The organism is Marinobacter sp. MIT930201, from assembly GCF_047122665.1.
In the GTDB taxonomy this organism is placed as follows: domain Bacteria; phylum Pseudomonadota; class Gammaproteobacteria; order Pseudomonadales; family Oleiphilaceae; genus Marinobacter; species Marinobacter salarius.
Genome location: NZ_CP138916.1, coordinates 805,358 through 823,979 on the forward strand (window position 1 = coordinate 805,358; position 18,622 = coordinate 823,979).

21 protein-coding genes are annotated in these 18,622 nt (G+C 57.7%); 9 read left to right on the forward strand and 12 right to left on the reverse strand.

Features of this window, described 5'->3' with window-relative positions; all coding sequences use genetic code 11:
- Positions 1 to 20 precede the first annotated feature (20 nt).
- Entirely contained in the window at positions 21 to 1,403 is a 1,383-nt protein-coding gene (locus SIC19_RS03770; RefSeq protein ID WP_127400815.1) for an L-serine ammonia-lyase, read from the reverse strand.
- A 329-nt stretch (positions 1,404 to 1,732) separates the two neighbouring features.
- Here SIC19_RS03770 and SIC19_RS03775 point away from each other — a divergent pair, with 329 nt between their 5' ends.
- Positions 1,733 to 2,845, forward strand: a complete 1,113-nt coding sequence (locus SIC19_RS03775) for a GlxA family transcriptional regulator (RefSeq protein ID WP_036204452.1) — start codon at positions 1,733 to 1,735, stop codon at positions 2,843 to 2,845.
- Here SIC19_RS03775 and SIC19_RS03780 read toward each other — a convergent pair.
- The 3 genes from SIC19_RS03780 to SIC19_RS03790 all read right to left on the reverse strand — a co-directional run bounded on the left by SIC19_RS03780 (position 2,837) and on the right by SIC19_RS03790 (position 6,917).
- Positions 2,837 to 4,573, reverse strand: coding sequence for a formate--tetrahydrofolate ligase (locus tag SIC19_RS03780; RefSeq protein WP_127400814.1), 1,737 nt, complete (start codon positions 4,571 to 4,573; stop codon positions 2,837 to 2,839). The two genes, SIC19_RS03775 and SIC19_RS03780, sit on opposite strands and share 9 nt — an antisense overlap.
- Positions 4,554 to 5,483 (reverse strand): methylenetetrahydrofolate reductase, encoded by a 930-nt coding sequence (locus tag SIC19_RS03785; RefSeq protein WP_075195883.1) that lies wholly within the window; start codon positions 5,481 to 5,483, stop codon positions 4,554 to 4,556. Before SIC19_RS03785 ends, SIC19_RS03780 begins: the two co-directional genes overlap by 20 nt.
- Positions 5,484 to 5,555: 72 nt before the next feature.
- Positions 5,556 to 6,917, reverse strand: coding sequence for a glycine cleavage T C-terminal barrel domain-containing protein (locus SIC19_RS03790; RefSeq protein ID WP_036204446.1), 1,362 nt, complete (start codon positions 6,915 to 6,917; stop codon positions 5,556 to 5,558).
- A gap of 217 nt (positions 6,918 to 7,134) precedes the next feature.
- On the opposite strand from SIC19_RS03790, the gene SIC19_RS03795 reads away from it, so the two are divergent.
- A complete protein-coding gene (locus tag SIC19_RS03795; RefSeq protein ID WP_036205745.1) occupies positions 7,135 to 7,536 on the forward strand; it encodes a DUF2721 domain-containing protein in 402 nt (133 codons plus the stop codon).
- An 11-nt stretch (positions 7,537 to 7,547) separates the two neighbouring features.
- Here the strand turns inward: SIC19_RS03795 and SIC19_RS03800 are convergent, their stop codons facing one another.
- Genes SIC19_RS03800 through SIC19_RS03830 form a run of 7 tightly spaced genes read right to left on the reverse strand, consistent with a single transcriptional unit; the run spans position 7,548 to position 11,544 of the window.
- Positions 7,548 to 8,891 (reverse strand): diguanylate cyclase domain-containing protein, encoded by a 1,344-nt coding sequence (locus SIC19_RS03800; RefSeq protein ID WP_036204444.1) that lies wholly within the window; start codon positions 8,889 to 8,891, stop codon positions 7,548 to 7,550.
- 3 nt (positions 8,892 to 8,894) lie between these two features.
- The gene (locus SIC19_RS03805; RefSeq protein WP_075195884.1) at positions 8,895 to 9,173 is read right to left on the reverse strand and encodes a hypothetical protein; all 279 of its coding nucleotides are present in this window, start codon (positions 9,171 to 9,173) and stop codon (positions 8,895 to 8,897) included.
- 11 nt (positions 9,174 to 9,184) lie between these two features.
- Positions 9,185 to 9,613 carry a PaaI family thioesterase gene (locus tag SIC19_RS03810; protein ID WP_041335346.1) on the reverse strand — a complete coding sequence of 143 codons (429 nt, stop codon included), beginning with the start codon at positions 9,611 to 9,613 and terminating at the stop codon, positions 9,185 to 9,187.
- A gap of 35 nt (positions 9,614 to 9,648) precedes the next feature.
- Positions 9,649 to 10,044 carry an acyl-CoA thioesterase gene (locus SIC19_RS03815; RefSeq protein ID WP_036204438.1) on the reverse strand — a complete coding sequence of 132 codons (396 nt, stop codon included), beginning with the start codon at positions 10,042 to 10,044 and terminating at the stop codon, positions 9,649 to 9,651.
- Positions 10,045 to 10,064: 20 nt separating this feature from the next.
- A complete protein-coding gene (thpR, locus tag SIC19_RS03820; RefSeq protein WP_305956646.1) occupies positions 10,065 to 10,583 on the reverse strand; it encodes an RNA 2',3'-cyclic phosphodiesterase in 519 nt (172 codons plus the stop codon).
- A gap of 46 nt (positions 10,584 to 10,629) precedes the next feature.
- A complete protein-coding gene (locus SIC19_RS03825; protein ID WP_177190601.1) occupies positions 10,630 to 11,214 on the reverse strand; it encodes a CPBP family intramembrane glutamic endopeptidase in 585 nt (194 codons plus the stop codon).
- Positions 11,215 to 11,220: 6 nt separating this feature from the next.
- A complete protein-coding gene (locus SIC19_RS03830; RefSeq protein WP_036204434.1) occupies positions 11,221 to 11,544 on the reverse strand; it encodes an antibiotic biosynthesis monooxygenase family protein in 324 nt (107 codons plus the stop codon).
- A 312-nt stretch (positions 11,545 to 11,856) separates the two neighbouring features.
- Here SIC19_RS03830 and SIC19_RS03835 point away from each other — a divergent pair, with 312 nt between their 5' ends.
- The 6 genes from SIC19_RS03835 to SIC19_RS03860 all read left to right on the forward strand — a co-directional run bounded on the left by SIC19_RS03835 (position 11,857) and on the right by SIC19_RS03860 (position 16,659).
- The gene (locus SIC19_RS03835; RefSeq protein ID WP_007151952.1) at positions 11,857 to 12,063 is read left to right on the forward strand and encodes a cold-shock protein; all 207 of its coding nucleotides are present in this window, start codon (positions 11,857 to 11,859) and stop codon (positions 12,061 to 12,063) included.
- A 171-nt stretch (positions 12,064 to 12,234) separates the two neighbouring features.
- A complete protein-coding gene (gene phnC / locus SIC19_RS03840; RefSeq protein WP_075195886.1) occupies positions 12,235 to 13,086 on the forward strand; it encodes a phosphonate ABC transporter ATP-binding protein in 852 nt (283 codons plus the stop codon).
- Positions 13,083 to 13,946 carry a phosphate/phosphite/phosphonate ABC transporter substrate-binding protein gene (gene phnD / locus SIC19_RS03845; protein ID WP_036204430.1) on the forward strand — a complete coding sequence of 288 codons (864 nt, stop codon included), beginning with the start codon at positions 13,083 to 13,085 and terminating at the stop codon, positions 13,944 to 13,946. The genes phnC and phnD overlap by 4 nt, the downstream gene beginning before the upstream one ends.
- Before the next feature lie 8 nt (positions 13,947 to 13,954).
- The gene (gene phnE, locus SIC19_RS03850; RefSeq protein WP_075195887.1) at positions 13,955 to 14,785 is read left to right on the forward strand and encodes a phosphonate ABC transporter, permease protein PhnE; all 831 of its coding nucleotides are present in this window, start codon (positions 13,955 to 13,957) and stop codon (positions 14,783 to 14,785) included.
- 9 nt (positions 14,786 to 14,794) lie between these two features.
- Positions 14,795 to 15,805 (forward strand): phosphonate dehydrogenase, encoded by a 1,011-nt coding sequence (locus SIC19_RS03855; protein WP_075195888.1) that lies wholly within the window; start codon positions 14,795 to 14,797, stop codon positions 15,803 to 15,805.
- On the forward strand, positions 15,799 to 16,659 hold the full coding sequence (locus SIC19_RS03860; RefSeq protein WP_075195889.1) for a LysR family transcriptional regulator: 861 nt from the start codon (positions 15,799 to 15,801) through the stop codon (positions 16,657 to 16,659). The genes SIC19_RS03855 and SIC19_RS03860 overlap by 7 nt, the downstream gene beginning before the upstream one ends.
- 21 nt (positions 16,660 to 16,680) lie before the next feature.
- Here the strand turns inward: SIC19_RS03860 and SIC19_RS03865 are convergent, their stop codons facing one another.
- A complete protein-coding gene (locus SIC19_RS03865; protein WP_075195890.1) occupies positions 16,681 to 17,352 on the reverse strand; it encodes an SDR family oxidoreductase in 672 nt (223 codons plus the stop codon).
- A 192-nt stretch (positions 17,353 to 17,544) separates the two neighbouring features.
- Between SIC19_RS03865 and SIC19_RS03870 the strand changes: the two genes are divergently transcribed.
- Complete coding sequence (locus SIC19_RS03870; RefSeq protein ID WP_075195891.1) at positions 17,545 to 18,570, forward strand: 2-dehydropantoate 2-reductase; 1,026 nt, start codon at positions 17,545 to 17,547, stop codon at positions 18,568 to 18,570.
- Positions 18,571 to 18,622 lie beyond the last annotated feature (52 nt).

Here is an 18,622-nt window from a genome sequence, read left to right on the forward strand (position 1 = left end):
CGTTCAGCCAACACTGGCGGTCAGCACTCGATGATGTTGACCGCCAGCCCGCCTCTTGAAGTTTCCTTGTACTTGTCCAGCATATCGCGACCGGTTTCCCGCATGGTGTGCAGCACCTTGTCGAGGGACACAAAATGCTTGCCGTCTCCTCGCAAAGCCATAATGGCTGCGTCGATGGCTTTCACCGATGCCATGGCATTACGCTCGATACAGGGAATTTGCACCAACCCACCAATGGGGTCACAGGTCATCCCCAAATGGTGCTCCATACCAATCTCGGCCGCGTTCTCAACCTGTTCTGGTGAGCCGCCTGTCGCTGCAGCCAGGCCGGCAGCAGCCATCGCACAGGCCGATCCCACTTCGCCCTGACAACCCACTTCCGCCCCTGAAATGGACGCGTTTTCTTTGAACAGAACGCCAATTGCCGCCGCTGTCAGCATAAAGCGGACAACGCCGTCTTCATCCGCCTGGGGGCAGAACTCCCAGTAGTAGTGCAGCACCGCAGGAATAATGCCGGCGGCGCCGTTGGTCGGTGCAGTCACAATCCGACCGCCGGCCGCGTTCTCTTCATTGACGGCGAGGGCATAGAGATTCACCCAGTCGAGCGCGCTCAACGACGGCGATATCAGGTCCACTCGCGTTTTATCCATCAGCGAGCGATACAGCGACGCAGCCCTGCGCCGAACCTTGAGGCCTCCGGGCAACTCCCCTTCATGGCGGATACCGTTTTGCACACACTCACGCATCACCCGCCAGAGCTCGAGAATGCCCGCTCGAATGTCATCGGCTGTACGCCAGGCCTGCTCATTGGCCAACATTATGTCGGCGATGGTGAGCTCGTGTTCCTGGCAAAGGGCCAACAGGGTTTTCCCGCTGTTGAAGGGATAAGGCAAGGGCGTGTCGTCTGCGCGGATTTCCAGGCTGCCATCGGCGTTCGCCGCCACCACAAAACCACCGCCGACCGAGTAATAGGTATGCTCACACAGGCACTGCCCGTGCTCGTCAAATGCCTGACAGACCATGCCGTTGGGGTGTTCTGGCAGGGCTTTCCGTCGGTAATACACGATATCGGTACTCTCGCGGAAACGAATCTGATGTTGACCAGCGAGGCTGAGTGTTCCTGTGCTTCGAATACGCTCAAGCCGCCCCGGCATTTGCTCCGGATCAATCCGGGCCGGTTGCTCGCCTTCCAGCCCCATCATCACAGCCGGTCCAGTACCATGCCCCTTGCCGGTAGCACCTAAAGAGCCATACAGGGATACCTTCAGTCGATGCACGGAAGCCAGCAGACATTCATCGTCCAGGCCACCTGCAAACCGGCGCGCGGCCTCCATGGGCCCGACGGTATGGGAACTGGACGGGCCAATGCCTGCCTTGAACAGCTCAAACAGACTGACAGCCACTTTTCAGCCTCCTACCTTGGGGTGTGTTTCAAGGATAGCGCCTTCAACGATCCGCCGCCTGCTTGCTGACGACATTCGAACGATGGTTTACGACAGCTCTGATCAACCAGAATAGTGGCATAAACGTCGCTTCTGGATCATTCCGCAAACTCCCGTGTCGGTTGTGGACCATTCGCTACCGGGCCGCCAGCATAGAATGAGATCACATTGGAACTGATCACTTATTGCACTATCAGAAGGCAACAACTAGTGTTCAGGTTGAGGTAATACAATTGGTGTGACAGCCAGACATTGCCGCGACAGGCCCAGGCGGGGCAAGGGGGTTTACCATGACCGCTGACACAGGCTCACACACAGACAGGCCCGCCCAAGAGCCCTATCGGGTCGGCTTCCTGCTGATCGATAATTTCACCCTGATTGCCCTCGCCACGGCCGTTGAGCCACTGCGCATGGCCAACCAATTGGCCGGTACTGAACTCTATTCCTGGAAGCTGCTTACCGCCGAAGGCGAACCTGCCCGTGCCAGCGATGGCATTACCATGCTGCCCGACGGGTCGATCCAGGAAGAGCACCGGTTTGACCTGGTGATCGTGGTGGCCGGTATTGATGTTACCCGGAGTTTTTCCCGCAAAGAGGTCGTCTGGTTGAAGCAGATGGCGCGTCGCCACGTCCTCCTTGGGGCGGTCTGCACTGGCCCCTATGTCCTGGCCAGCGCAGGCCTTCTCGACGGTCATGCCTGTAGCGCCCATTGGGAATGCCTGGAGGCCATGCAGGAGGGTTTCCCACGGGTACAGACCAACAACCGCCTGTTCACCGTCGAGCGGGAACGCATGACCTGTACCGGTGGTACCGTCCCCATGCACATGATGCTCAGCTTTCTAGCAAGGCGTCACGGCCAGGAGCTCAGTAATGCAATATCCCACATGTTTGTGTGCGACCGGGTGCGCGAGGAAAGTGAACAGCAACCGATGCCCATGCACCCGCGACTGGCGTGCGCCCAACCCAAACTGGCGGAGGCGGCCCAGTTGATGGAGGCCAATATCGAAGAGCCCATCGAACTGAAGGAGCTGGCAACACTGGCCGGCATTTCGCGGCGGCAACTGGAACGGTTGTTCCTCAAGCACACGGGCTGCACGCCTTCGCGCTATTACCTGCGGGTGCGCCTTAACCGGGCACGCCGATTGCTCAAGCAGACATCCTGCTCGATTGTGGAAATCGCCTCCATGTGTGGGTTCGTGTCCGCCACCCACTTCAGCCGATGCTATCGCAAGACCATGGGGCGAGCGCCCAAACACGAGCGAATGGAAATTTATTCCCAGGGCTCTTCCAGCGCGGTTTTTACCGATTCCATGGCCAGCCTGCCGTCTTCCTCTCTGCAGGCATTGAGGCGCGCCCGGTCTGAGCCGACCTATGGCATTTTCGAGAACACCGGGTCAGGTTAACCCCACCACCAGGCCGTTTTCATCCAGAGCAATGTCCAGTGCCGCGGGATGGCGTGGCAAACCGGGCATGGTCATGATGTCACCACACACCGCCACCACAAAGCCGGCGCCAGCTGCCAGGCGCACTTCCCTTACCGGAAGCATATGGCCGGACGGCGCTCCCTTCACCGACGAGTCCGCCGAAAAGCTGTACTGAGTCTTGGCAATACATACTGGCAGGTGGCCAAACCCCAGGCTTTCGTATTCCTCCAGCTGCCGCTTCGCCACCGTGGTGAATTCCACGCTACCGGCGTGGTAGATACGCGTGGCGATGGTGCGGATTTTATCCGCCAGCGGCAGGCTGTCTTCATAGAGAAAGTTCACCTCAGGTGTGCCTTCGTCCATCTGATCAAGCACCGCCTGGGCCAGTTCGGTGGCACCCTCACCACCCATGGCCCAGTGGTCGGCAGGCACAGCTCGCACACCCAGCGACTCACTGATGGACTGCACCAGCGACATTTCCTCCTCGGTATCGTCTGGGAAACGGTTGATGCACACCACTGGCGTCAGTCCGAACTGCTGCAGATTACGAACGTGTCGCTCCAGGTTGGCGGCACCGGCCCTCAAAGCAGCAAGGTCGGGAACGGAGAGCTGGCTGCGAGGGACCCCACCCTGCATCTTGAGTGCTCTAATGGTACAGACAACCACGGCGGCGTCTGGCCGCAAGCCTGTTTGCCGGCACTTGATATCTATGAACTTTTCCGCCCCCAGGTCGGCGCCAAATCCCGCCTCGGTGACGACCACATCGTTCAGTGCCAGAGCCGCACGGGTGGCGGTCACGGAGTTGCAGCCATGGGCGATATTGGCAAACGGCCCACCGTGGATAAACACCGGGTTGTGCTCCAAACTCTGGACCAGATTAGGCTGCAGCGCTTCTTTCAGAAGCACGGTTAACGACCCTTCCACACCCAGGTCACGAACGGTCACCGGAGTCATATCAGAGCGCCTGCCGATAATGATATTGCCCAGCCGCTGCTTGAGGTCCGCCCGACCGTCCGCCAGGCACAGGATCGCCATGATCTCGGAGGACACCGTAATATCGAACCCGGTTTCCCGGGGCACGCCATGGGCCGCACCACCAAGTCCGCACACCATGTTGCGCAGGGATCGGTCGGTAAGATCCATCACCCTCCGCCAGCTCACATAACGAGGGTCCAGGCCAGTTTCATTACCCCAGTGAATGTGGTTGTCGATCAACGACGCCAGCAGATTATGGGCCGTGGTGATGGCGTGGAAGTCACCGTTGAAATGCAGATTGATGTCTTCCATCGGAATCACCTGCGCGCGGCCACCGCCGGCTGCGCCCCCTTTCATGCCGAAACAGGGGCCCAGGGAGGGCTCCCGCAGGCACACGGACGAACGCACGCCCAGGCGATTGAAACCGTCGTTCAATCCCACACTGGTGGTGGTCTTGCCCTCCCCCGCTGGCGTGGGCGTTATGGCGGTCACCAGTACCAGCTTGCCCCGGGGCGCACTATCTGAGGTATCCACATAGGCCATATCCAGTTTGGCCTTGTAGTGGCCGAACGGCACCAGACTCTCCCCTGGCAGACCGAAACGCTGCTGGGCCAGCAGCAGAATAGACTGAGGCTGGACCGAGCGAGCGATCTCAATGTCAGGAGTGCCCGGCGGCGGAAAGTCAGCTTCCGGTGGTGTTGCGGGTGTCAGCTTACTGTACTGAAGACTCATGGAACTGACCTCTCTGGTCCTCAATGGACCCACTGTGTTCTTGAATCCATTGCGCCGATTGGCGCAGGCCACCGAATGGGAAAAGATGAATGCCCCGTAGCAAAGTATCCGGGTTGTCCAGGCAATACTGGACAAGCGCGCGCACCATTCCGTCCGGCGACCACGCACGCAACAGTTTGGCGCTGCCAGGGCGTCGCAGCATCAGGCGGGCCGATGCTCCCACTCCGCATTGAGCCGCATAGGCAATGAGCGTTTTCACCCGTGTCGGGCCGGCCATGCCAATGTATACCGGCACCTCTTCCAGGATGCTGCCGAGGCTTTGCAGCCAGTCGATGACCACGTTGGCGTCAAAGGTGAACTGGGTGACCACCCAGAGCCGCGTGGACGTCGTGCGCGCGTATTCGCGTTTGATACCAAGGGCCTGGATGAGTGTTGCCCGGTCCGCCATGGGATGCCCGTCCGGATGGGCTGCCACACCGATACCATGGAATTGGAACTGGGCCAGCAAGCCAGATTCCAGAACGGCCAGGGTATCTGGAAAAGGGCCGGCGATCGCATCGCTGTCGCCGGCAATCAGCAGTAAACGGTCAACGCCGCTTTCATTCAGTTGCGAGAGCCAGTCCCGAAGTTGCCCGCGGCTCTCGGCCATACGTGCGGGTACGTGAGGAATCGGCTGCATGCCAACGCTCAGCAGATGTCGGCATGCCCGCAGGGTATCGCTGAACTGGCCTTTTGGCAGAAAAGGCACGTAGACACAGGTGCCCCGCGGCAGCAAATCCGGCAAATGCTCCTGTGCCAGTATCTGGCGGGGTGTTGCCTCAATGGACGCCCAACGTACCAGGGCCTGCATCCGTGCGGTGGCTTCCGCGTCATGGGCACTGAACGGCTGTTTATCACTCACCAGTTTCATGAATCACGCACCCCATTGATACCTGCTTGCATCGGGCAGGCGACGGCCACCGCCGTCTGCCCCACTGCATTGCTAGTCCGCGAAGTCGATTCCCTTCGCCCGTGCCCTCTCGCGGGCGTTGGGGTTCACCGAAGGCCGGAACGGAACTTCCACCACTTCCGCCTCGACAGCCGTTGAGCCATCCGTAGCGGCGTATTCCACCGGCAGGTGGACCGTCAGGCGGGTGCCAACAGCACGCAGGTCAAACGGCACATAGGCCAAGCCAATATTGGTTTCCAGCTCGGGCGAATACCAGGGCGAGGTAACATAGCCCTCTGGCTCGCCGCCTTCTGGTCCGCTGACCAGCCAGAAGTCGTTGGCATAGTCGGTTACCTGGCCACCGCCAAAACGGATACCCACCATGATGTGACTGAAAGGCGGTCGGCCAGCGTCCAGTTGCTCGCGGACTTTCTCGAGCTTCTGCTTACCGATGTAATCCGCGTCCTTGTTGCGAGGCACCTGATACGCCAGGTTGCACTGGAATGGCAGGGTTTCCTGATCCACATCCTGGCCCCAGGAAAGGATACCGGCAGCAATTCGGCGGTGATGCGCCGGCGCAATCACTCTCAGATTGTGGGCCTCACCGGCGGCAAGCACGGTGTACCAGAGGTCTTCGGCGTATTTGGTGGCTTCCTTGAGGTAAATCTCGTAACCCTTCTCACCGGTAAAACCGGTTTGGGAGATAATCACGTCATGACCGGCCACCTGGCCCTCCATCAAGCCATAGTACGGAATCTCCTTCACGCGCTCACCGAACAGGTCAGCCATGAGCGCCTCAGATTTGGGACCCTGGATCTGCACCGGTGCTACATCGATTTCCGCGATGGTGACGTTGAAGCCCATCCCGATGTTGACGCCCCGCAACCAGAATTCCAGGTCGCTATCGGAAAGGGAGAACCAGAACTCGTCCTCGGCAACACGAAGCAGAACCGGGTCATTGAGAATGCCGCCCTCTTCATTGCACAAGATGACGTACTTGCCACGCATAGGTTTTATCTTGGTGGCATCTCGAGTAATCACATAGTTCACGAAGCGTTCCGCGTCCGGCCCCTTTACCTGAATCTGGCGCTCTACGGCGACATTCCACATGGTGACGTCATGTATCAGCGACTCGTATTCCACCATGGCGCCGCCATCTTCCGGACGGACATAGCCCCGGGGGTGATACATACGGTTGTAAACGGTCGCCCGCCAGCATCCAGCTTCGTACGCCAGGTGCCAGTATGGCGACTTGCGTACACGGGTGGAGATCAACATCTCCACCGGCGTGGGGCCGGACTGGCGCAGGTTAATGGGAACCCGACGGTCGGACTGGTCAACACTGTCAGGCTGGCGGGCGGCGCCCGCCCGTTGCTGCGGATAATCCAGAAGTGCTTGCTCAAATTTAACGGCCATTGCTATCTCCCCCTACCGGGTTGTCGATAGCTCTAATGTGACCCTGTTTTCAGTTATCAGGTTGAACCAATACGACACTGGCACAACCAAAAACGTCAACACCACCGTGATGAATCCTGGAAGCCGCGCCAAAGTGCCAAGCATGAGATGGGGCTACAGCAACCGACAAAGCCTGCTATATTGGTCAAACCTGTCCGTGCAGATCAAGGAGTCGACGTTGACACTGACCACCCCCGCCCTTCTGTTTCCCGCCATTTCACTGTTGCTGCTGGCCTACACCAATCGCTTTCTTGTTCTAGCGCAATTGATACGCCAGCTTAAGCAAATGGATACGGAAGAAGACCATGCCCTTATCGCCCGCCAGATCAGCATGCTGCGCAAACGCATTTTGCTGACTAAACGGATGCAGGCTTACGGTGTACTCAGCTTTTTTGTCTGCACCATGTCCATGTTTGTTCTGTTTGTGGGAGCTCAGCTTGCAGGGGCCATCGCGTTCGGCATCAGCCTGATATTACTGTCGGTCTCATTGTTGTATTCGCTGTACGAAATCGTGATTTCGACCAACGCCATCAACGTTGAGCTTGAAAACTTCGAAGCCAGGAAACGAGCCGGGGAGTAACACGCAAACGTTCAGGAAACCGGATCCGGTCTTCCTTTTTTCATCCGGTACATGGCGCTGTCTGCGTAGCGAATCAGTGCTTCATGGTTGTCCCCGTGTTCGGGATAGACAGCCACACCAATACTTGGAATCAATGTCAGGGATGCCATCGGCAACTCGTAGGGTTCACTGAGAGTTGCCCGCAATTTTTCAGCAACACTGTCCGCGTCACTTGGCTGTTCAATTCCATCAAGCAGCACGATGAACTCATCGCCACCCAGCCGACCAACCGTATCTGCGGCCCGAACCCCCTGCACCAATCGGCGAGCCATTTCCTGCAAGACCTGATCTCCGACGGCGTGTCCGTAGGTATCGTTGACCTGCTTGAAGTCATCCAGATCGAGGTACAGTATCGCCAGAAAGCCGACTTCCCTGGCTGCACGCGCAAGCGCTGTCTGAATCCGGTCCAGGACCAGGCTACGGTTCGGCAATTCCGTCAGCTGGTCGTACCTGGCCATATGCTCCAATTGCGCTTGCATTTGCTTACGCTCCACCGCGGCGGCAACCTGTATGCCGACAAACTCCAACAGCTCTCTGTCTTCGTCCGTGTAACACGCACTCTTTGATTGCCTTTGTACGGCAATCGCGCCGAACACACCCTGGGATGATTTCAGAGGCACACCCAGCCAGTGGTGACGTACCTCAACGTGCGAGGTATCGATCGCCTGAGGCGAAAAAGCCACGCTGCTTCCGGGCGTCAGCAACAGAGCCCTGGCGGAACGGATGACCTGTTCACAGAGAGAACCGATATCCTGAGAGAAACCGGGGGTTCCCGTCTCATGACGGTCGGCATTATAGGGAAAGTACAACTCACCGCCCTGCGTATCCACGAGCGCCACCATAAAAGCAGGCGCTGACATCAGGCCTTCCACAACCTGGTGAATTCGCCGGAACATGGCAGGCAGGCTATCCGAACTGTTCGCTGCGTCCGATATGGCATACATGGCGGCCTGCATAGCCTCGGCCCGCTTGCGCTGGGTCACGTCACGGGCGACCGCCACGCGGATCTGTTCCTTTTCAGACCAACGGGCAGACCACATGATATGGGCTGTTGAGCCATCCTTGCGGATGTAACGGTTCTCAAAGTACGGCTTCAGCTCTCCCCGCAGGATTTCTTTGACAGCCTGGCGCGTTTTCTCAAGGTCCTCCGGATGAACAAAATCCAGGATTCGCCGTCCAATCATTTCCTCCGGCAGATAACCAAATACCCGCTCACTGGCTGCGCTGACGTAGCGAACGTAGCCATCGCGATCTACAACGCAGAGTGCGTCCAGCAGCAGGTCGATAAAGCTTTCCGGCGGAATGGTGGGGCCCATGGCCTATCGGGTGCCCCAGATCCGGGCTACAGCACTATCGCTGCCCAGCAGTCCTACCACGAAACAGACGAGACTGATCACGAAAAACAGCACAATAGGTAACAAAGCGCTGAAGGTTTCCGCGAAGATTGAAAAGAAAAGCGACACCCCGGACAGAACCAGGAACAGGAAACCGACCACCAGCAGTATTTTACGATGCGACTGACGATAACCCTCGACGCTTCCACCTTTCTCGAAAAAACAGAGAATGGGCCAGAACAGCTTTCGAAAAATGTCTTTCACTGCACGCCACCTCACCTGTTTTTGGGGCTGACAATGGCCAGTGTCACCGTTGCCTTGGAGACAAGCCTCATGTCGCCGGCCTTGCCACAGTACACCTCAGACTCTACCACGGTTAACGTGGAGCCTGCCTTGAGCACAGTGGCGACACACTCGATATGTGTCCCGCTGGCTGACCGCAGCAGCTTCAGCGAGAAATCCGATGTCAGGACCATCTGCCCGGATTTAACAGCGGAGGCACCGGCAGCACCGGCCGTATGATCCGCCACCGTAGCCTGCACCCCGAAGTGCACGAAACCGTCCTGCTGCAGATGCCGTTCCGCCAGTACCAGACGGGAGCGACATTCACCGGTTTTGATAGACACCAGTTCCAGACCAATATCTGCAACAAACGGTGCCGATGAAAAAATCCGTTCCACTTCGTTATTGTTAAGCGTGTCCACGTTGTCTCCGGAACTGTGGTTGGCAATCCAGCGGTTTATGCCTCAAAAGTATGCACTGCAAGCTCGCTACGAACCGCTTCAGGGATGGGGACCGACTTTTGAGTCTCGTAGTCGAAATGAATCAGCACGGTAACGCCACGCGCAACCAAAACACCATTTTGCCAAGCTTCCTGGATTACCTCGAAGGAAGAGTTGCCGACTTTGCCAATTCCGGACCGCACCTTAACAGGCGTGGCCCAGTAACACTGGGCTTTGAGATCAATTTCCATGCGGGCGAGAATCAGTGGCCAGCCTTTCGGCTCCAGGGAAGGATGGAATATACGGAACACCGGTGTTCTCGCCTGCTCAAACCAGACCGGGTAAACCGTGTTATTGATATGGCCAAGTGCGTCGGTGTCGCTGAATCTTGGTTCGGTTTCGTAGTGGAACATTTGACTCCCCTTACATCGTGTTAGCGGCAAAGTCTCTCGGGATTTCCGGCGAGGGGAAACCGTTCAATGATCTGATAGACAGACCCATGAGCCCCCTGTGTGCTTTCAAACAACGCGATCCCGCCCACCGAAAAGGTCCCTATAGGTTGTCGTTCCTGAGACTCAAGCAATTCGGCGACTGACCCACGCTGCCTCTTGAAACGAGCCAACGTGATATGTGGGCAGAACGGGCGTTTTTCCTGCTCAAACCCAGGCATGCACAGACTCTGGTTAAGCACCTCGTGAAGCTCAGCCAGTTTATCCGCTGGCTGAACTCCGGCCCACAGATTTTTTGGAAAGTCCGGTCGGCCGAAGCAGCCCAGGCCGCAAACGGTGAGATCAAATTGTCCAACTGGCAGGTTTCGGGCAGCATCACATACATCTGGCAACCGCTGCCTGGCCACACTACCGAGAAATACCAGCGTAAGATGCAACTGATCCGGTCGCTGCCAGCGCGCCCCTGCAACCGGTTGCTGAATTGACACCAGACGCTGCTTCACCGAATCGGGGATTTCCAACCCGAAGAACAGACGATGTGTTTCTGGTTTATCCAACCCGCACCCCAAACCATTCCGGAAACCGACGCAGACAGTACAGCGCAATCATGTCGTAAACACCATGCCAGACCATTACCAGCAGCAGGCTGTCCGTCAGTGCATACGCTACTCCCAACACCACTCCCAACCCGGTCGCCAATAGAAAGTAGGTGAACGAAAGATAATGCACCATGCCAAACAGCACCGACGCAGCGACTATCGCAACCGCATCGTGGGTGTGTTGGGCCAGCCAACCCTGGATCGCCCCGCGGAACAGCAATTCTTCACCGACTCCTGCGAAGACTGCCAAGGCTACCAGCACCGACCAGGAATACTCGCAGGCGAAACGATGCAACTGCTCCAGTTGGGATTCCAGAGAGTCACGAAGCCGGCCCGGAAGCCAGGTCAGCATCATGATCACGACGTACGTTGCCACACTGCCGGCCACTCCCCATAGAACGACCGAGCCAAAGCTCAAACCATCGTACTGAACCGGTATACCGAACAGAAAAATCGCCAGCAGCCCCACCACACCAATGCCGGCCTGGAATCCCAATGCGGCCGTGGATGGGATCTGCGGGCGTTTTCGAGCCATGGCCACTCATCTACCTCGCTTGCCAGGCGGCATAACTACCCACTCAGGGTCCTCGAATTCGCCAAGCGGCGTAATTTCGCAAAATGGCGCGGCGCTGCGGATGATTCGGGCCACTTCCGGGTTATGCTGCCCTTCCATGGCATCCCGCTGCTCTTTGCTGTCCCAACTGGCGATGGCAATCAGCACATTCGGGTCACCAATTTTCCGGTGCAGCTCTGTTCCGCGCGCGCCCGGCGCCTGCTGGATGATCTCGCTGGCACGAACCCAGGCATCGGCGTATTCCTCTGCCGTGTGCCCTTCTCGTATGCGAACCTCGAAGATGTATTTCATGAGTTCACCCTCGTTCCAAACGGCAATTTCCCAAATAACGGGCCTCTGACTCTCAGAGTAATTGTTTTGATTTTGGATCGCATCGGTAAATGCCTACAAATAAACTTGGCAATTCCGGGGACATAGGAGTAAAGTTCGTTTCGTAGGAAAGATTTAGCACAGCATTTCACGAATAAGACGCATCTCTGTTGTTTTGGTAGTTGTCCGTCCTGTTTTTGATTCCGCGCGTTTTTTGTTTCCGCACAACGCTGATCAGTCATCGTTCAAGATGGTCTGGCGGCACATTAAATTATCGATTTCAGGATTATGATTATGTCGACTACTACCGGTACTGTTAAGTTTTTCAACGAAGCAAAAGGCTTTGGTTTCATCACTCGTGAAAGCGGCCCTGACGTATTCGTTCACTACAGCGCTATTCAAGGCGGCGGATTCAAGACCCTGGCAGAAGGCCAGCAGGTTGAGTTCACCGTAACTGACGGCCAGAAAGGCCCTCAGGCAGAGAACGTTGTTGCTGTTTAAATAACAGTCAGCACGTTTGAAAAAGGCAGCTTCGGCTGCCTTTTTTTATTGCCCCTTCATAATTTCGTCATTGACCTGTCACCTACCTGACACTGTTTTGTCACCCTCAAGGATTACCGTTGCATTGTAACTCGCAATAAAGCGAGCTTATGTATTGCAAAAGGTGATTCCATGCCGTCTGTGCATTCCCCCGATATGATGCTCCGCATCGAGGACATGGGAGTAACATACCCCGGCAACGTCCTGGCGCTGCGACCTACCACCGTCGAGTTCCACAAAGGTGAGTTTACGGTACTACTCGGCCTTTCGGGCGCGGGCAAATCGACCCTTCTGCGTTCACTCAATCATCTGGTGCAACCCACCACCGGCACGGTGATCTCGGCTGAGTTCGGCACCCTGAAGACCAGCAGGACGGTCCGCCGGCACCGATGTAGAACTGCCATGGTCTTTCAGCACCACCAACTCATCGAACGACATACCGCGCTCCAGAATGTACTCACAGGCCGGCTTGCCTACCACAGTACGTGGCGCAGCCTGTTTCCCCTACCGAGGGCGGAACTGGAGTACGCCTTGCGTTGCCTGGAGCGTGTTGGTCTTGGTGAAAAGGCCCTTGCGCGGGTGGATCAACTGTCTGGCGGCCAACAACAACGGGTGGGTATCGCCCGCGCCCTGGCGCAACAGCCGTCCATGATCCTCGCGGATGAGCCTGTCGCCAGTCTGGACCCCGCAACGTCCGAACGGGTACTCACACTCTTGCGCGATATCTGCCGGGAGGACGGTATCACCGCCGTAATGTCACTGCACCAGCTGGAGTACGCCCGGCGGTTTGCCGATCGCATCATCGGCCTGGCAAACGCCCGGATCGTATTCGATGCGGAACCGGCAAAGCTGGAGCAACACCATCTTGATGAGATCTACCACAGCGCGAGCGTTGCAGTTTCCGACCCCGGCAAGACCGCCGCGCAGCCCTCCCACCCTCAACCATCGAACCATCCCACCAAGCAACTGGAGATCGCCCAATGAAACCGTTATTCAACCTCGTGTTAGTGCTCTGCCTGATGATGGGAATGAACATGCAGGCCTCCGCAGCAGACCCCAACCCGGATCTGCTGAAGGTCGCCCTGCTCCCCGATGAAAATGCCTCTGAACTGATCAAGCGCAACCAGCCTCTGAAAGACTACCTGGAAAGCACCCTCGGGAAAGAAGTGGAACTGATCGTCACAACGGACTATTCGTCCATGATCGAAGCCATGCGCTTCGGCCGTATCGACCTTGGCTATTTCGGCCCACTGTCCTACGTGATGGCGAAGAGTAAAAGCGACATCGAGCCTTTCGCCGCCATGATTGTAGACGGCAAACCCACGTACCGTTCCATCCTCATCGCCAATGCGGACTCGGGCGTGAAGTCCTATGACGATATCAAGGGCAAGAAAATGGCCTATGGCGATCGCGCCTCCACCTCAAGCCACCTCATCCCCAAAACGGTGCTGCTTGAATCTGCCGGACTGGAAGCAGACAGGGACTATGAAGCCCACTTCGTCGGCAGCCACGATTCCGTTGCGGTGAACGTGGCCAACGGCAACGCTGAGGCCGGCGGCCTGTCGGAAGTCATCTTCCAGCATGTCATGGACCGCGGCCTGATTGATCGCGATAACGTCCGGATTCTTGGCTACAGCGGCGAGTTCCCACAGTATCCGTGGGCCATGCGGTCAAACCTGAACCCGGACCTCAAGGCAAAGATACGCGACGCCTTCATCAGCATTAATGACAAAGAAATCCTGAACAACCTTAAGGCCGAGGGGTTTGCCGCTATCGAGGATTCCGACTACGACGTGATCCGCAAGATGGGCGGCCTGCTCAACCTTGATTTCGCGAAGATGTAAGAGGCTTTATGACTCACACGACGACGGAACCGGCGGCCCTGTCGCCGGCTCCGTCGGCTTCCGTGCTGGACGAACACGCACGGGGCTGGCGGAGCAAGCTTTGGCAGGCAGGCCTGGTACTGGCGGTGGTCTTTTTCGCCAGCTGGTACGTGAACCTGCTCGACTTCCGCACCCTTGCTAACGGCGTCCCCGCGATCGCCACCCTGTTGCGAGAGTCACTACCACCTGATTTCACCAATGTGATGGACTGGATGTCGCCCCTGCTGGACACACTGGCGATGAGCATCGCCGGCACCGCGATTGCGGTTTCGGCCTCTGTGCCCCTGGCTTTTCTGGCGGCCCGAAACACCACGCCCCACCCTGCTGTGTTTCACCTGACCCGCACCCTGCTGAACGGCCTGCGTTCCGTACCGGAACTCATCATGGGCATTATTTTCGTCGCGGCCGTGGGTTTTGGCGCACTGCCAGGGGTACTGGCCCTTGGCCTGCATTCAATCGGTATGGTCGGCAAGTTCTTCGCAGAAGCCATAGAGCATGTGGATGAAGCCCCCGTTGAGGCCGCTGATGCCTCCGGAGCTACGCGTTTGCAAGTACTCTGGCACGCGGTTCTGCCGCAGGTGCTACCACAGTTTGCCGATGTGTCTATCTATCGCTGGGAATACAACTTTCGCGCCTCCACCGTCATGGGCATGGTCGGTGCCGGCGGTATCGGCTTCGAGCTCATGGGGTCGTTGCGCATCATGCAGTATCAGGAAGTCAGTGCCATCCTCATTGTCATACTGCTGATGGTAACGATGGTGGACAGCCTGAGCGGCCACCTCCGTAAGACATTCAAATAAGGACAGCGAATGAAACCAAGAGTTGTCATCACTCACCGGGTCCACGACAGTATACTTGCCAGCCTGGAGCCCCACTGCGAGCTGATCACTAACCAGTCTGCCGTCACCCTGCCACCGGATTCGGTGAGAGCTCGCGCGGCTACGGCCGATGCCATGATGGCGTTTATGCCAGATCGCGTTAGCGAGGAATTTCTGGTGGCCTGCCCCGACCTGAAAGTGATCGGCGCTGCCCTGAAGGGATTCGATAACTTTGACGTGGACGCCTGCACCCGTCACGGAGTCTGGCTGACCTTCGTGCCCGATTTGCTGACCGTGCCCACCGCCGAACTCACCGTTGGATTAACCATAGGCCTGATTCGCCAGATCCGGCCAGCAGACCAGTTCGTCCGTTCCGGAGAATTCCAGGGCTGGCAGCCTCAATTCTATGGCCTCGGCATTGAAGGCTCGACCATTGGTATTGTGGGCATGGGAGCCATCGGCAAAGCCGTGGCTACACGGCTCCAGGGCTGGGGCGCACGAATACTGTACTCACAACCGGAAAGCCTACCGGCTGCCGAAGAAGACGCCCTGGGCCTTTCCAGATCAGAGCTTGATGACCTGCTGGCCGAATCCGACATCGTCATACTGGCCCTGGCGCTTAATGAACATACCCTGCACACGCTCAACGCTGACCGCCTGCGCCAGATGAAACGCGGTAGTTTTCTAATCAATCCCTGCCGGGGTTCCGTCGTGGACGAGGCAGCCGTTCTGCAATCGCTGACGTACGGACATCTGGGTGGCTACGCGGCGGACGTGTTTGAAATGGAAGACTGGGCCAGACCGGACCGCCCGCAGCGGATTGATCCGGCACTGCTGGCCCACCCGAACACCCTGTTCACCGCACACACGGGCTCGGCCGTCAGGGACGTGAGATTTGCCATCGAACAGCGGGCAGCCGACAACATCCTTCAGGCGCTCAGAGGCCATCAGCCCCAGGACGCGGTCAACTCACCGCTCGAACCCAAGGGAACAGTATGCTGAACCTGGTCTGGCTCAAGAGTTTTATCACCCTCGTTCAGCACCGCAGTTTCCAGGCCGCCGCCAATCACCTCGGCATCGCCCAGCCCACCCTATCCCAGCACATTCAGAAACTGGAGGAGCAGCTGGACGTATTATTGATCCAACGCGGCAAGTCCGGTTGCGAACCCACCAGGGCGGCCCAGGCGCTGATGCCGTTCGCCCTAAGCATGTTACGCCTGGACCAACGCGCGCGGGAGGCGGTCACGGGAACAAGTCTGCGGGTAGGTGCCAGCTCCAACATCGGTATCTACATGCTGCAGCCTCACGTTCGCTCCTTCATGGACCGGAAGACCTCTCCGCACGTGGATCTGGTGATCGACAATAACCCCGCCATCGCACGACAGCTCACCAGCGGCGAATTGGATATCGCAGTCATGGAGTGGTGGCACCCCAAGCCCGGCTTCCAGGCCCGTGACTGGAAACAGGAGCCAGTGGTGTTGATTGTGCCGCCTGGCCACCCCTGTGCCGATATGACGCAGATCAACCGGGAAGCCCTGGCAGGAATGACGCTGCTGGGCGGCGAGCCAGGGACCGGCACTGGCCGTTTATTGGCTAATTTCTTTGGCGACGACGGGCCTTTTCCGGAGGTATCGATGCAACTGGGCAGTACCGAAGCTGTAAAGCAGGCGGTCAAGGCGGGGGTGGGTATTTCGCTGGTGTTGGCGGCTTCGGTCACTGACGAAGTGCGAGCAGGCACCCTGCGAGCCATCCCCGTCAGCGATCCCGGGCTTGCCAAGGAACTGGTGGTTATCTGCCCCGAGACGATTGCCCGGCATCCACCGGTCTCCAGCTTTGTCAGCCACCTATGCCACTGAGCGAGGCCCCCTGGCAAGTTATTACCAGGGCAGTTCCTCACCATTGCTGTGCCAGAAGGAGCCCGTGTTTTCCAGGTTAAGGCCCTCGATTCTCGCCGCCAAGCCCTTTGCTGACTCCTCGGGCGTAATCAGTCCGCCGAAATTCACCATACGGGTTTGCACATAACCGGGATGGAGCTGGGCCACCGCAATGCCCTTTGGCTTAAGGTCCATCGCCAGGGACTTGCCAAAGGCGTTCAGCGCCGCCTTGGACGCACGATAGCCATAGCGGCCGCCAGAGTCGTTGTCCGCGATGGAGCCCATCCGGCTGGTGATGTTGGCAATCTTACCGCCGTAAGGTATCTGGGACACCAGCGCTTCCGCCACCCTCAATGGCGCGTAAGCGTTGATTTCCATCTGGGTACGAATGGAATCGAAATCAATGCTGCCCAGTTTTTCATCCTGCAGCAGGCCGGCATTATTGATCAGCAGGTCGATCGACTGGCCCTTCACGCCGTCAATCAATGACTGAAGTCCACTTGCCGTGGTGACGTCAACAGATTCAATGACTCGAGTCGCCACCTCCTTGAGCTCGGGAGACGCTTCCCGACATACGCCAATCACGTCACAGCCTTCACCTGCATAGTGACGGGCCAACTCAAGCCCGATGCCGCGATTGGCCCCGGTAATCACAACGGTTCTTTGTTCAGGCATGACAGCCTCCTGTTATTGGGATAAAGGTCCGTTATACGGACTCACCACTGCAGTGTTCAACCCTCAAGTTGAGAGAAAAATCGCCGGGCACTGTCGTTAGCGGGAAAGATCATCTCGACCCGTAGCTCCGCCTGATAGTTGACTCTCGCGGGCAGCCCTTCCACTATTTGGGAAAACAATAAGGCAAAGCCCGTGACGCAGAGTTCTTTCAAGGTCGTTATATTTGGCGCTGGCAGTATCGGCTGTTACCTCGGAGGCAGGCTGCTTTCTTCCGGTGTGAACGTGGTCATGGTGGGCCGAAAGACCATGCAGGAGCGCCTTCGAACCTCCCCACTGACGGTCACTGACTATGAAGGGTTTCGCTTCCACAGCCAGTTGGCCGAGCATCAGTATGTGACCTCTGCCGAGGCGGCAGGCAACGCCGATCTTGTGCTGGTAACGGTCAAATCCGCCGCCACCTCCGAAGCCGGCAAACAGCTCGCGCCCTGGGTGAGCAAGGGCATACCGGTGGTCAGCCTGCAAAACGGAATCTCCAACGCAGAGCACCTCCAGGCCGCTATGCCCAACGCCAACGTATTGGCCGGGATGGTTCCATTCAACGTGCTGCAACAGGAGCCGGGGCATTTCCATCAAGGCACTCAGGGCCACCTGATGGCCGACCGGCACCCGTCACTGCAACCGGCCCTGCCCTGGTTTGAGCATGCCGGGCTCCCCCTGGAACTGCGGCGCGATATCGAATCGGTGATGTGGTCCAAGCTGTTACTCAATCTGAATAACCCGGTCAACGCCCTTTCTGGCGTTCCGCTGCTGGAAGAGCTCTCGCAAAGGGACTATCGCCGCTGCCTGGCAATGGCTCAGAGAGAGACGCTAGAGCTCCTTAAATCGGCAGGCATACCCACGGTAAAACTCACAGGCCTGCCTACCAAACTGATTCCTTCCGTGATGTCACTACCAGATTGGCTGTTTACCCGACTAGCCAAACGGATGCTCACCATCGATCCTGTTGCACGTTCCTCCATGTGGGAAGACCTCCAGGCCGGGCGCCCAACCGAAATTGACTGGATCAATGGCGAAGTGGTGAAACTGGCGGAAAAGCTGGGTACGGACGCACCGGTCAACCGCAAACTCGTGCGACTGATGCATCAACGGGAGGAAACGGAAAAAACCTGGGGTGCTTCTGAATTGCTGAATGAGCTCACCGATCACTCCAGACCATAACCTGCCGGTCAAAAGCGAACACATCGTTTCGAGAGGCCAGTCACACTCCAGC